This window comes from Massilia sp. ST3 (assembly GCF_018119405.1).
Lineage (GTDB): Bacteria > Pseudomonadota > Gammaproteobacteria > Burkholderiales > Burkholderiaceae_D > Telluria.
This window is the reverse complement of sequence record NZ_JAGPWC010000026.1, coordinates 54818-68488: the sequence shown is the minus strand read 5'-3', so window position 1 is coordinate 68488 and position 13671 is coordinate 54818. Positions and strand designations below refer to the sequence as shown.

Below are 13671 nucleotides of genomic sequence, written 5' to 3'. Positions count from 1 at the left end.
CGGCTCGACGCGGCGCCGTCGATGCAGCGTGCGCGCGCCCAGGTCTGGCACCGCGAGGCGCTGGCGCGGGTGGAACAGTCGCGCCGCATCCCGGACCTGACCCTGATCGTCGGCACGCGCCGCGAAGGGCCCGAGGACCGCAACCAGGCCGTGGTCGGCGTCTCGGTACCGATCCCGCTGTTCAACCGCAACCAGGGCGCGGTGCTGGACGCGCTGCGCCGGGTCGACAAGGCGCGCGACGAGCAGGAGGCCGAGCGCGTGCGCCTGCACGCCGAGCTGGCCCAGGCCCATGCGCGCCTGGACGCCGCGCTGGACGAAGCGGCCGTGATCGCGGCCGAGATCCTGCCGGGCGCGGAAAGCGCCTACCGCGCCGCGAGCCGCGGCTTCGAGCTGGGGAAGTTCGGCTTCCTCGACGTGCTCGACGCCCAGCGCACGCTGTTCCAATCGAAAAACCAGTACCTGAACGCCGCCGCCGAGAGCCATCGGGCGGCGGCCGATATCGCGCGGCTGGCGGGAACCTCCGCGGCCCAGGAGCACCCATGAACAAGCAGCAAACCAAAGTAATCGCCATCATGCTGGCGGTGGCCCTCGCCATCGCCGCGCTCGTGCTGGTGCGCGGCCGTGCGCCGGCGCCGGACGAGCACGCGGCAGAAAGCACCCAGGAAGAACATGTCGGCGAAAGCGAGGACCATGGCGTGATCCGTTTCAGCGACGCCCAGGTGCAAGCCGCCGGCATCGCACTGATCGATGCCGGTCCCATGCAGATGGAAACCTTCCTGCGCATGCCCGGCCAGATCGCCCTCAACGAAGACCGCACCGCCCACGTCACCCCGCGCGCGGCGGGCGCGGTGGAATCGGTGCCCGCCAACCTGGGCGACCGGGTGCGCAAGGGCGACGTCCTGGCCGTGATCGCGAGCGCCGACGTGGCGGCCCAGCGCGGAGCGCTGGCGGCGGCGGAGCGCCGCCTGGCCTATGCGCGCAAGCTGCACGCGCTTGAAAAGACCCTATGGGAAGAACAGGTCTCGGCGCGCCAGGACTTCCTCAAGGCCGAGCAGGAACTGCACGAGGCCGAGATCGCCCTGCAAGGCGCGCGCCAGCAGCTGCAGGCGCTCGGCACCGGCGGAGGCGGGAGCTCTAACCGCCTGCAGATCCGCGCGCCTTTCGACGGCATCATCGTCGAGAAGCACATCGCGCTGGGCGAGGTGGTGGGCGCCGACACGCGCGTATTCACCCTGACCGACCTGTCCACCGTGTGGGCCGACGTGGTGGTGCCGGCCAAGGACCTCGGCATCGTCCGGGTCGGCACCGACGCCGTGATCCGTTCCATCGCCTCCGAGACCTCGGCGCCGGGCAAGGTGAGCTTCGTCAGCTCGCTGGTCGGCGAGGCCTCGCGCTCGGCCACGGCGCGCGTGGTGCTGGCCAATCCCGGCGCCGCCTGGCGTCCCGGCCTGGCGGTGAACGTCGACGTGGTCACCGGTTCGAGCCAGGCGGCGGTGGCGGTGCCGCGCGAAGCGATCCAGACCCATGATGGACGCCAGGTCGTCTACCGGCGCGTCAAGGAGGGCTTCGCCGCCCAGCCCGTCGCCACCGGCCGCTCGGACGGCCGCTTCGTCGAAATCACGTCCGGCCTGCGCGCCGGCGAACGCGTTGCCGCTGCCGGCAGCTTCGCCATCAAGGCGGAGCAGGGCAAGGGCGAGGCCGATCACCACTGACGAAGAAGGCGACCCATGTTCGAACGCATCATCCGGGCCTCCATCGCCCACCGCTGGCTGGTCATGCTGGCGGTGTTCGCCATGGCCATCCTCGGCATCTACCACTACCAGCGCCTGCCGATCGACGCCGTCCCCGACGTCACCAACGTGCAGGTGCAGATCAACACCCATGCGCCGGGCTATTCGCCGCTCGAGACCGAGCAGCGCATCACCTATCCGATCGAGGCCGTGCTCTCCGGCCTGCCGGGACTGGAGCAGTTCCGCTCGCTGTCGCGCTATGGCCTGTCGCAGGTGACGGTGGTGTTCAAGGAAGGCACCGACATCCACTTCGCGCGCCAGCTGGTCAGCCAGCGCCTGCAGGATGCGCGCGGCCAGCTGCCGCCGGGCGCGGTGCCGGCCATGGGACCGATCGCCACCGGGCTGTCCGAGATCTATCTATGGACCGTCGAGACCGTGCCCGGCGCCAGGAAGCCCGACGGCACGCCCTACACGCCGACCGACCTGCGCGAGATCCAGGACTGGATCATCAAGCCGCAACTGCGCACCGTGCCCGGCGTCACCGAGATCAATTCCATCGGCGGCTACGACAAGGAATACCTGGTGGCGCCGGATACGGCCACCTTGTCGTCATACGGCCTGGAACTGGCCGACATCGTGCGCGCCCTTGAAAAGAACAACAGCAACGTCGGCGCCGGCTATATCGAGCGCGAAGGCGAGCAGTACCTGGTGCGCGCGCCGGGCCAGGCGGCATCCACGGGCGACATCGGCAACATCGTGGTGACCACCGTGAACGGCATCCCGGTGCGGATCCGCGACGTGGCCGAGGTCTCGGTCGGGCGCGAGCTGCGCACCGGCGCCGCCACCGAGAACGGCCAGGAAGTGGTGCTGGGCACCGTGTTCATGCTGCTGGGCGAGAACAGCCGCGCCGTGTCCACGGCGGTCGACCGCCGCATGGCCGAGATCAACCGCAGCCTGCCCACGGGCGTGAAGGCGGTGACGGTCTACGACCGCACCGACCTGGTCGAGCGCGCCATCGCCACCGTGCGCACCAATTTGCTCGAAGGGGCGGTGCTGGTGGTGGCGGTACTCTTCCTGTTCCTGGGGAACCTGCGCGCGGCCTTGCTCACGGCGATGGTGATTCCGCTGGCGATGCTGTTTACCTTTTCCGGCATGGTCGGCAACCGCGTCAGCGCCAACCTGCTCAGCCTGGGGGCGCTGGACTTCGGCATCATCGTCGACGGCGCGGTGGTCATCGTCGAGAATTGCGTGCGCCGCATCGCCCAGGCGCAGTCGCGCGTGGGGCGGGCGCTCACGCGCGAAGAGCGCTTCCACGAGGTGTTCGAGGCGGCGCGCGAGGCGCGCCGTCCGCTCGTCTACGGCCAGCTGATCATCATGATCGTCTACCTGCCGATCTTTGCCCTCACCGGCATCGAGGGCAAGATGTTCCACCCAATGGCCTTCACCGTGGTCATCGCATTGCTTGGCGCGATGATCCTGTCGGTGAGCTTCGTGCCGGCCGCCGTGGCCCTGTTCATCGGCGACAAGGTGACGGAAAAGGACAGCCGCGCGATGCACGCGGCGCGCCGCTGGTATGCGCCCTGCCTGCGCTATGCGATGGCCAACCGCCCGGTGGCGCTGGCCTTTGCGGCCATCGTGCTGGCGATATCAAGCCTGATGGCCACGCGCCTCGGCCTGGAGTTCGCGCCCACCATGAACGAGGGCGACCTGGCCGTGCTCACCGTGCGCGTGCCCGGCACCAGCCTGTCGCAATCGGTCAAGATGCAGCAGCAGATCGAGAGCACCTTGATGCGCAGCTATCCCGAAATCGAGCGGGTGTTCGCGCGCATCGGCACCGCGGAGATCGCCTCCGACCCGATGCCGCCGAGCGTGGCCGACGGCATCATCATGCTCAAGCCGGAAGCCGACTGGCCGCGCCCGAAGAAGACGCGCGAGGAGCTGCTGGCGGCGATCCGCCACACGCTCGATGGACTACCCGGCAACAGCTACGAGTTCAGCCAGCCGATCCAGCTGCGCGTCAACGAACTGATTTCCGGCGTGCGCAGCGACGTGGCGGTGAAGGTGTTCGGCGACGACCTGGACGTGCTGAACGCCACCGCCGCGCGTGTCGCCGCCGAGCTGCGCAAGGTGGCGGGAGCGAGCGAGGTGCAGGTGGAGCAGACCACCGGCCTGCCGATGTTGCAGATCAAGGTCGACCGCGAGCGCGCCGCGCGCATGGGCCTGAACATCGGCGACGTGCAGGAAATGATCGCCACGGCCACCGCCGGCCGCGCCGCCGGCATCGTGTTCGAGGGCGACCGCCGCTTCGAGATCGTGGTGCGCCTGCCGGAGCAGGTGCGCGGCGACATCGAGGCGCTGCGGCGCCTGCCCGTGGCGCTGCCGGTGAAGGAAGAGGGCGCCCCGCACAGCTTCATCGCGCTGGGCGAGATCGCCAGCTTCGACCTGGCGCCCAGCCCCAACCAGTTCAGCCGCGAGCAGGGCAAGCGGCGCGTGGTGGTCACCGCCAACGTGCGCGGACGCGACATCGGCTCCTTCGTGGCCGAGGCGCAGGAAAGGGTGGCAGCGCGGGTGGCCGTCCCTTCGGGCTACTGGACCAGCTGGGGCGGCCAGTTCGAGCACCTGCAGGCCGCCGCCGGGCGCCTGCGGCTGGTGGTGCCGGCGGCGCTGGCGCTGGTGTTCGCGCTGCTCTACCTGGTCTTCAACAACGCCAGGGATGGCCTGCTGGTCTTCACCGGCATCCCGTTCGCGCTCACGGGCGGGCTGTGCGCCCTGTGGCTGCGCGGCATACCGATGTCGATCTCGGCGGCGGTCGGCTTCATCGCCCTGAGCGGGGTCGCGGTGCTCAACGGCCTGGTGATGGTGAGCTTCATCCGCAAGCTGCGCGAGGAGGGCATGCCGCTGCGGCATGCCGTGGAGGAGGGCGCGATGGGACGCCTGCGCCCGGTCCTGATGACGGCGCTCGTCGCCTCGCTCGGATTCGTGCCGATGGCGCTGGCGAGCGGCACCGGGGCGGAAGTCCAGCGGCCGCTGGCGACGGTCGTGATCGGCGGGATCGTCTCATCGACCGTGCTCAGCTTGCTGCTCCTGCCGGTCCTGTACGAGTATGTCTACCGCAGGGAGAAATGAGAGAGCCGGGCGCGCCGCGGAGAGAAAAAGACCGCATGTCCGGGCGCCTCGAAAGTAACATTGGTCGCGTCGCCGCGACACAATTGAGGCATTCCGGAAGAATTTTCATCTTTGCAGCAAAAATATCTGTCAGACAACTCAACCGTGCCGAGGGTTTCGTAGTTGAAATGGTATAGTTGGCTGTTTATCTCATTCGTGTATCTACACCGGCATAGCGACATTGCCATGTAGAGTATTCAACCGACAACGTATAAAAGGGATCGATCGATGACCACCAAGGATGACGCAGGCCGTATCAGCCAGATGTTGCAGGAAAACGAAGCGGCGATCGGCGCCGAATGGCTGGCCCAGCTGGAGGCGATTTCCGTGCGCGGCACGAGCGCCGCCCGTGAGCAACTGCGTAATCACTGCCAGCAGTTCCTGGCCGCCTTCACCACAGCCACCCGCGCCGGCGAACTCGACAACATCGAGCACCGCTCCTGGGACGAGGTTCGCGACCTCCTGGCCGAGATTTCCTCGAGCCGCGCCAAGTCCGGCTCGACCCCGAGCGACACCGCGACCTTCGTGTTCTCGCTCAAGCAGCCGGTGTTCAAGTATTTGCGCGAGTTCTTCGCGGAAGACGCGCCAGCGCTGGCATCCGCGTCCTGGATCGTGAGCACCCTGCTGGACAAGCTCGGCTTGTACACCATCGAAGTGTTCCAGAAAACCAAGGACATGATCATCGTGCGCCAGCAGCAAGAGCTGCTCGAGCTGTCGACCCCGGTCGTGAAGCTGTGGAACGGCATCCTTGCGCTGCCCCTGATCGGCACCCTGGATTCGGCCCGCACCCAGGTGGTGATGGAAAACATCCTGCAGAAGATCGTCGATACCGGCGCATCGATCGCGATCATCGATATCACCGGCGTGCCGACCGTGGACACCCTAGTGGCCCAGCACCTGATGAAGACCATCGCCGCCGCCCGCTTGATGGGCGCGGACTGCATCATCAGCGGCATCCGCCCGCAGATTGCGCAGACCATCGTGCACCTGGGCGTGAACCTGGAAGACGTGATGACCAAGGCTACCCTGGCCGACGCCTTCCTGGTCGCGCTGGAGCGCACCGGCACCGCGCTCGTGTCGAAACACGGCGAGTGAGGGCAGTCCCATGGAACGGATTCCAATCCTGCGCATGGGCGATCTGCTGCTCGTGACGATCCAGGTCGACATGCATGACCGCCTCGCCATGACCTTGCAGGATGACCTGACCGAGAGGATCGTGCGCGACGGCGCCAAGGGCGTGCTGATCGACATTTCCGCGCTCGATCTGGTCGATTCCTTCATCGGGCGTATGATCAGCAACACCGCCGCCATGGCGCGCGTGCTGGACGCCCAGACCGTCGTGGTCGGCATGCAGCCCGCGGTCGCGATCACGCTTGTCGAGCTGGGCCTGACCCTGCACGGCGTGAAGACCGCGCTCAACGTCGAGAAGGGCATGGCCCTGCTAGGAAAGAGCTACAAGTGATGGGTGACGCGCATACCAATGCAGTCCCGTACGAGTCCGAGTTGCTGGAGCGCCACCGCCAGCAGCGCACGGGGCGGGTGATCCTGCCGCTGCGGTCGGACGAAGACGTGGTCGGGCTGCGCAAGCAGGTGCGCGAACGTGCGGTGGCGATCGCTCTGTCCCTGGTCGACCAGACCAAGCTGGTTACCGCGGCCAGCGAGCTGGCGCGCAACACGCTGAAGTATGGCGGCGGGGGCGCGGTCTGCCTGGACGCCCTGTCGGACGGCGTGCGCAACGGCATCGGGCTGGTCTTCGTCGACGCCGGCCCCGGCATCGCCGACCTCGACAGCGCGCTACGCGACGGTTTCACCACTGGCGGCGGTCTCGGTCTCGGCCTGGGTGGTTCCAAGCGTTTGGTCGACGAATTCGATATCGACAGCCGCCCGGGTGAAGGGACGGCCGTCATGGTGGTCAAATGGAAACGCTGATCAGCTCGCGCACGCCCCAGGCCGTCTTCACGATCCAGCATTCGAGCGACGTGGCCGCGGTGCGCCGCGCCGGTCAGAAGCTGGCCGACACGCTCGGCTATGGCGAAACGCGCGCCGGCCAGCTTGCCTTGATCATCACGGAGGCAGCCACCAACATCCTCAAGCACGCGGGCGCCGGCGAAATCCATGTCGGTCCGGCCCAGTCGGCATCCGGCGTCGGCATCGACGTGCTGGCCCTGGACAAGGGGCCCGGCATCGCCGACCTCGCCTATAGCCTGGTCGACGGTGTTTCGACCGCCGGCACCGCCGGTACCGGACTGGGCGCGCTGCGCCGCCTGTCGAACGAATTCGACGTGTTTTCCGAGCATGGCAAGGGGTCGGTATTCTTCATGCGCCTGTGGCGCGACGAGCCGCCGCCCGACCCCTGCGGGCTGGAGGTCGGCGCTCTGTGGACGCCGATGGCGGGCGAGGAGGAGTGCGGCGATGGCTGGGCGGTCGCCTGCGACGCCGGCGGCGCCAGCCTGCTTGCGGCCGACGGCCTGGGTCACGGGCCGGAAGCGGCGCGCGCCGCCAACGCGGCGATCGGCGCGATCGAGCAGCGCCCGCGCGCGGAGGCGGGCGCCTTGATGCAGGCTGCGCACGAGTCCCTGCGCATCACGCGCGGCGCCGCGCTAGCCACCGCCCGTCTGGACTACGCCAGCGACGAGCTGCGCTTCGCCGGCATCGGCAATATCGCGGGCTGCGTGATCGCCGCCGACGGCGCGCGCCGCTCCCTGGTATCGCACAACGGCATCGTGGGTCACAACATGCGCAAGGTGCAGGAGTTCGTGCTGCCGTTTCCGCCCGATGCCCTGTGCATCCTGCACTCGGACGGCATCCAGACCCAGTGGGACCTGGACCGCTATCCGGGGCTGGAGGGACGCAGTCCGGCCCTGATCGCCGCGATCCTGATGCGCGACTACATCCGGCGCCGCGACGATGCGATGGTGCTGGTGGTCAAGCGCCGCGAGGCGCGCCGGTGAACGTCCAGCGCATCCTGAGCGTCGGCCTGGACCGCGACCAGGACGTGGTGCTGGTGCGCCAGCGCGCGCGCCAGATTTCCGCACTGCTGGGCTTTTCGCAGCAGGACCAGGTACGCGTCGCCACCGCGGTGTCGGAAGTGGCGCGCGGTGCATGCCAGCACGGCTCCGGCGGCCGCGCCCAGTTCCAGCTGCGCGACATGGGCGGCCGCCAGCACCTCGAGGTGCTGGTCAGCGCCGGCATGGGGCCGCGCGAGGCCACCGCCGCGCCCGAGACCGAGCCCGGGGCGCAGTCGCTGCACGAACTGGCGATCATCACCGCGCACCGCCTGATGGACGCCTGCGAGGTCGATCCGGGCGTGCAGGGTGCGACCACGGTCACGGTGCGCAAGGCGCTGCCGCCGCAGGAACGCATCGCGCCGCCGCGCTTGGCCGAGATCGGCGCGCGCCTGGCCGACAGCCCGGTGTCGAACGCGATGCACGAGCTGCAGCTGCAGAACCAGGAACTGCTGGCCACGCTGGCCGAGCTGCGCGAGCGCCAGGAAGACCTGCTGTCGCTGACACGCGAGCTGGAAGACACCAACCGCGGCATCGTGGCCCTGTACGCCGAGATCGAGGACAAGGCCGAGCGCCTGCGCCGCGCCGACGAAATGAAGTCGCGCTTCCTGTCCAACACCAGCCACGAACTGCGTACCCCGCTGTCCTCGATCCGCGCCCTGGCCCAGCTGCTGCTGGACCGCATGGACGGCGAGCTGACGGTGGAGCAGGAGCGCCAGGTGGGGTTCATCGCCAAGGCCGCGGGCGACCTGTCCGAGCTGGTCAACGACCTGCTCGACCTGGCCAAGATCGAGGCCGGCAGAGTGCAGCTCGCGGTCGAGCCGGTGGTGGTCGAGAACCTGTTCCGCACCCTCAAGGGCATGATGCGCCCGCTGGTGGACGAAGGCCGGGTGGAGCTGATCTTCGAGCCCTCGGGTCTCGAAGAACCTTTCCATTCCGACGAGGGCAAGATCCAGCAGATCCTGCGCAACTTCATCTCGAACGCGCTCAAGTTCACCGAGCAGGGGTCGGTGCTGGTATTCGCGAATCTCGACCTGGAAGCGGATACCATCTCGTTCGGGGTGGCCGATACCGGCATCGGCATCAGCCCGGAAAACCTGCAATTGATTTTCGAGGAGTTCAGCCAGATCGAGCACCCGCTGCAGCGGCGCAGCAAGGGGACCGGGCTTGGACTACCGTTATGCCGCAAGCTCGCCGAGCTGCTCGGCGGCAGGGTCGACGTTACCAGCGCGGTAGGCGTCGGCTCGACATTCACGCTCACCTTGCCGCGCCGGCCGCCACAGCCGCCGGCGGAGAATGACGGAAACGAACCATGAACGCCCACTCGACCCTGATACTCAACGTTGACGACAACGACGGCGCCCGCTACGCCAAGACCCGCATCCTGCAGAGCGCGGGCTTCGAGGTGGTGGAGGCCGCCAACGGCACCGATGCGCTGGACATCGTCAGGCGCACCGCGCCGGCCCTGGTACTGCTCGACGTGAAGCTACCCGACATCAACGGCATCGAGGTGTGCCGCCGCATCAAGGCCGATTCCGAGACCAGCAAGGTGCTGGTGCTGCAGACCTCGGCCGCGCTGACCGGGCGCGCCGACAAGATCCGCGGCCTGGAGGGCGGCGCCGATAATTACCTGGCGGCGCCGATCGAGGCCGACGAGCTGATCGCCAACGTCAACGCGCTGCTGCGCATGCGCCAGGCCCAGGTCGACCTGCGCGACAGCGAGGAACGATTTCGCCAGCTGACCGACAACATCGACGACGTGTTCTGGATGTTTTCGGTGCCCGGCCGCGAACTGGTCTACGTCAGCCCGGCCTATGCCGAGATCTGGGGCCGCAGCGCCGAGGAGCTGGGCGAGCAGCCGGGAGGCTGGCTCGACGCCGTGCATCCGGACGACCGCGCCGAGATGGCTCGCCGCTGGGATGCCATGGCCAGCGAGCACCACTACGACGAGGAGTTCCGCATCGGTGGACCGGGCCGCCAGACGCGCTGGGTGCGCGACCGCCTGTTCCCGGTACGCGACTCGCGCGGCAGGGTCTACCGCGTGGCGCGCGTGACCAGCGATATCACCGCGCGCAAGGAGATGGAAGCGCTACTGCGCGCGGCCGACAGCAACAAGAACCAGTTCCTGGCCACCCTGGCGCACGAGCTGCGCAATCCGCTGAGCCCGATCCGCAACGCGGCCGCGCTGCTGAGCGCAACGGGCGAAAGCGCGACCGAGCGCCAGGCGCGCGCGCGCGAGGTCATCACGCGCCAGGTCGACCACCTGGCGCACCTGGTGGACGACCTGCTCGACGTGGCCCGTATCTCGGAAGGCAAGATCGTGCTGCGCACCGAAGAGGTCGACCTGGGCGCCGTGATCGCCCAGGCGATCGAGACGGCCGGCCCCCTGATCACCGCGCGCGGCCACCACCTGGACGTGCGCCAGCCGGCGGAACAGATCTGGGTCTCGGGCGACTCGGTGCGCCTGGCGCAGTCGATCGGGAATTTGCTGCATAATGCGGCAAAGTTCACGCCGACCAATGGCGAGATCGCCCTGAGCGTGAGTCTTGGCGGCGACGGGCGCGCGCGCATTGCGGTACGGGACAACGGCATCGGCATCGCCGAGGACAACCTGCCGCGCATCTTCGGCATGTTCGCCCAGGTGGCGGTGCCGCCGGACCGCGCGCCGGAAGGCCTGGGCATCGGCCTGTCGCTGGTCTCGCACCTGATCGGCCTGCACGGCGGGCGCTTGTCGGCCGACAGCGCCGGCATCGGCATGGGCAGCACCTTCACGGTCGAGTTGCCGGTGCTGCGCGTGACCCAGAACGCGCAGCCGCACGGGGAAGTTGAATGTACACACAAGGAGGGCGCCGGTATGCGCGTACTGCTGGTCGACGATAACGTCGACGCCATGGAAATGATGGGCTTCCTGCTTGGCGAGATGGGCTACGAGACCTGCACCACGGCCGACGCCAGCCAGATCGAAACGCTGGCCCTGCAGCACAAGCCGGACGTGATCGTGCTCGACATCGGCCTGCCCGGCGTGGATGGCTACGAGGTCGCGCGCCGCATCAAGCGCAATCCCCGGCTGGCCGACATCCGCCTGGTGGCGCACACCGGCTACGGCTCGCCGGAAGACCGCCGCCGCGCCCAGGAAGCGGGTTTCGACGCCCACCTGGTCAAGCCGGCCGAGCTGGACGACCTGGAAAAGGCGCTGCGCGGCAGCTAGCGCCACCCCGGCAGCGCAGGGCTGTGTCGAGCGTTCGTACGGTGGGCGGGTTCCCCGCCCACGCGTTGGTAGTTTGCGGCGAGATCATCCGGCACGAAATCGGGACCTCTACCCATCCACCTGTTGCAATGCAGGGAATGCGCACATCCTCACGACCCCTCCGGTAGCGCCGGCTGCACCCCGGCAGGGCAGGCGGCGCTACCCCGTGCATTCCGCATGCTTCCCCAGCGGCGCGCGGGTATGATCGCGGCCATGCAATCAACCCACCTCTACCGCATGAATACATCGATCCGTCCTTCCGCCCAGCCTTCCGGGCGGACCTCGACCGCCACCCGTCTCGCGCTGGCAGGCGCACTGCTGCTCGCCGCCATGCCCGCCGCGAACGCGTCCATCGTTCCGGAACTCCCGGATGTCCCGGACATCAAGGCCATCACCGACTATCGCCCCAAGATCCCGCTGCGGGTCTACTCCGCCGACAATGTGCTGATCGGCGAGTTCGGCGTCGAGCGCCGCGAGTTCGTGCCGATCGCGAAGATCCCGCCGCTGATGAAGGCGGCCGTGCTGGCGATCGAGGACGCGCGCTTCTACGACCATGGCGGCATCGACTGGATCCGCGTGCTGGGCGCGGCCAAGGCCAACCTGGGCGGTGGCTCGCTCCAGGGCGGCTCGACCATCACGATGCAGGTGGCGCGCAACTTCTTCCTGACCCGCGACAAGACCCTGCCGCGCAAGCTGACCGAGGCGGCGCTGGCCTACAAGATCGAACGCGCCCTGAGCAAGGACCAGATCCTCGAGGTCTACATGAACCAGATCTACCTGGGCCAGCGTTCCTACGGCTTTTCCAGCGCCGCGCGCACCTATTTCGGCAAGCCCCTCGACCAGCTCGGCCTGGCCGAATTCGCGATGCTGGCCGGCCTGCCGCAGAACCCGTCGCGCCACAATCCGGTGGCGAATCCGGCGCGCGCGCAAAAGCGCCAGCAGCTGGTGCTCAAGCGCATGTTCGAACTGGGGAACATCACCGAGGCGCAGTACCGGCGCGCGCTGGCCGAGCCGCTGCGCGTGAAACGCGATGCATCGAACCTGGGCGCCAAGGCCGAATACGTGGCTGAACTGGCGCGCCAGGCCGCCTTCGCGCGCTTCGGGCAGGCCAGCTACGAGCGCGGCATCACCGTCACCACCACCATCGTCGCGGCCGAGCAGGCCGCGGCCCACGACGCGGTGCGCCGCAACGTGCTGGCCTATGACCGGCGCCACGGCTACCGTGGCCCGGAAGCGCGCATCGCGCTGCCCAAGGATGCGGACAGCCGCGAGGAGGCGGTCGCCGAGGCATTGCAGAAGCGGCCCTCGATCGACGGCCTGGCGCCCGCCGTGGTGCTGGCCGCCTCGCCCAAGCGGGTGCGCGCCATGACCCAGGGCGGCGAGATCATCGAGATCGGCGCCTCCGGCCTGGGCTTCGCCGCCGCGGCGCTGGCGCCGGCGGCCAAACCGTCCCTGAAACTGACGCCGGGCGCCGTCATCAGGGTCGGCAAGTCGGGCAAGGGCGAGTGGTCGATCGCCCAGGTGCCCCAGGTGGCGGCCGCCTTCGTGGCCCTCGACGCCAACACCGGCGCCTACCGCGCCCTGGTCGGCGGCTTCGATTTCCAGCTGCAGCAGTTCAACCACGTGACCCAGGCCTGGCGCCAGCCGGGATCGGCGATCAAGCCCTTCGTTTACTCGGCGGCATTGGAGCGGGGTTTCTTCCCCGGCACGCCGATCCTGGACGAGCCGCTCGATTTTTCCAACGAACCGGCGATCGCCAACTGGTCGCCGCGCAATGACGACGGCGTGTTCGAGGGACAGATCACGGTAAGGCGCGCGCTGACCCACTCGCGCAACGTGCCCACCGTGCGCATGCTGCGCACCCTGGAGGTCGACTACACGCGCGACTTCATCGGGCGTTTCGGCTTCGATCCGGCGCGCCATCCGCGCAACCTCACCATGGCCCTGGGCACGGGCGCGGTGACGCCGCTGCAGATGGCCGGCGCCTACGCCGTGCTCGCCAACGGCGGCTACCGCGTCGAGCCCTGGCTGATCGCGCGCATCCAGGACAAGGACGGCACGGTGGTGGTCGACAACACACGCCCGGCGCGCCCGGAGCGCACCCGCGTGCTGGACTCCCGCAATGCCTTCATCACCGACAGCATGCTGCGCGACGTGGCGCGCCAGGGCACCGGTGCGGAAGCCTCGCGCCAGCTCAGGCGCGGCGACCTCGCGGGCAAGACCGGCACCACCACCAATGCGGTCGACGGCTGGTTCGCCGGCTACGGCGGCAGCATCGCGGCGGTGGCCTGGATGGGCTATGACGATCCGCGCTCGCTCGGCGGACGCGAGTTCGGCGCTACCCTGGCGCTGCCGATGTGGGTCGACTACATGCGCGTCGCGCTGGCCAGGACCCCCGAGCGGGCGCCGCTGGTGCCGGAAGGCGTGGTGAAGGCGGGCGAGGACTGGGTCTACAGCGAGTTCGCCGAGCAGCCGCCGGAGGCAGCGGCGCCGGCCGAACCCGCCACGCTTCCGGACTGAGTCG

At 68.7% G+C, this 13671-nt stretch carries 10 protein-coding genes; all 10 read left to right on the top strand.

All coding sequences use genetic code 11. The features are described from left to right. On the top strand, positions 1 to 543 hold a 543-nt coding region (locus tag KBW98_RS11360), incomplete at its 5' end, for a TolC family protein (RefSeq protein WP_211520246.1). After that, positions 540 to 1712, top strand: coding sequence for an efflux RND transporter periplasmic adaptor subunit (locus KBW98_RS11355; protein WP_211520245.1), 1173 nt, complete (start codon positions 540 to 542; stop codon positions 1710 to 1712). The genes KBW98_RS11360 and KBW98_RS11355, both read left to right, overlap by 4 nt. Before the next feature lie 15 nt (positions 1713 to 1727). Then, positions 1728 to 4856, top strand: a complete 3129-nt coding sequence (locus KBW98_RS11350; protein WP_211520244.1) for an efflux RND transporter permease subunit — start codon at positions 1728 to 1730, stop codon at positions 4854 to 4856. 267 nt (positions 4857 to 5123) lie between these two features. Then, positions 5124 to 5990, top strand: a complete 867-nt coding sequence (locus KBW98_RS11345; RefSeq protein ID WP_211520243.1) for an STAS domain-containing protein — start codon at positions 5124 to 5126, stop codon at positions 5988 to 5990. A gap of 10 nt (positions 5991 to 6000) precedes the next feature. Then, complete coding sequence (locus KBW98_RS11340; protein WP_211520242.1) at positions 6001 to 6357, top strand: STAS domain-containing protein; 357 nt, start codon at positions 6001 to 6003, stop codon at positions 6355 to 6357. After that, positions 6357 to 6824, top strand: a complete 468-nt coding sequence (locus tag KBW98_RS11335) for an anti-sigma regulatory factor (RefSeq protein ID WP_211520241.1) — start codon at positions 6357 to 6359, stop codon at positions 6822 to 6824. Before KBW98_RS11340 ends, KBW98_RS11335 begins: the two co-directional genes overlap by 1 nt. Continuing rightward, the gene (locus KBW98_RS11330; protein ID WP_211520240.1) at positions 6812 to 7846 is read left to right on the top strand and encodes an ATP-binding SpoIIE family protein phosphatase; all 1035 of its coding nucleotides are present in this window, start codon (positions 6812 to 6814) and stop codon (positions 7844 to 7846) included. Before KBW98_RS11335 ends, KBW98_RS11330 begins: the two co-directional genes overlap by 13 nt. Continuing rightward, positions 7843 to 9216 carry a sensor histidine kinase gene (locus KBW98_RS11325; RefSeq protein WP_211520239.1) on the top strand — a complete coding sequence of 458 codons (1374 nt, stop codon included), beginning with the start codon at positions 7843 to 7845 and terminating at the stop codon, positions 9214 to 9216. The genes KBW98_RS11330 and KBW98_RS11325 overlap by 4 nt, the downstream gene beginning before the upstream one ends. After that, entirely contained in the window at positions 9213 to 11108 is a 1896-nt protein-coding gene (locus KBW98_RS11320; RefSeq protein WP_211520238.1) for a response regulator, read from the top strand. Before KBW98_RS11325 ends, KBW98_RS11320 begins: the two co-directional genes overlap by 4 nt. Before the next feature lie 252 nt (positions 11109 to 11360). Next, the gene (locus tag KBW98_RS11315) at positions 11361 to 13667 is read left to right on the top strand and encodes a penicillin-binding protein 1A (RefSeq protein WP_373888928.1); all 2307 of its coding nucleotides are present in this window, start codon (positions 11361 to 11363) and stop codon (positions 13665 to 13667) included. Positions 13668 to 13671: the final 4 nt, after the last annotated feature.

Bases quoted from the DNA above. Each gene is read 5' to 3' on its own strand.
- KBW98_RS11350 (WP_211520244.1), top strand. From the start codon at position 1,728: ATGTTCGAACGCATCATCCGGGCCTCCATCGCCCACCGCTGGCTGGTC.
- KBW98_RS11315 (WP_373888928.1), top strand. From the start codon at position 11,361: ATGCAATCAACCCACCTCTACCGCATGAATACATCGATCCGTCCTTCC.
- KBW98_RS11345 (WP_211520243.1), top strand. From the start codon at position 5,124: ATGACCACCAAGGATGACGCAGGCCGTATCAGCCAGATGTTGCAGGAA.
- KBW98_RS11320 (WP_211520238.1), top strand. From the start codon at position 9,213: ATGAACGCCCACTCGACCCTGATACTCAACGTTGACGACAACGACGGC.
- KBW98_RS11330 (WP_211520240.1), top strand. From the start codon at position 6,812: ATGGAAACGCTGATCAGCTCGCGCACGCCCCAGGCCGTCTTCACGATC.
- KBW98_RS11335 (WP_211520241.1), top strand. From the start codon at position 6,357: ATGGGTGACGCGCATACCAATGCAGTCCCGTACGAGTCCGAGTTGCTG.
- KBW98_RS11355 (WP_211520245.1), top strand. From the start codon at position 540: ATGAACAAGCAGCAAACCAAAGTAATCGCCATCATGCTGGCGGTGGCC.
- KBW98_RS11340 (WP_211520242.1), top strand. From the start codon at position 6,001: ATGGAACGGATTCCAATCCTGCGCATGGGCGATCTGCTGCTCGTGACG.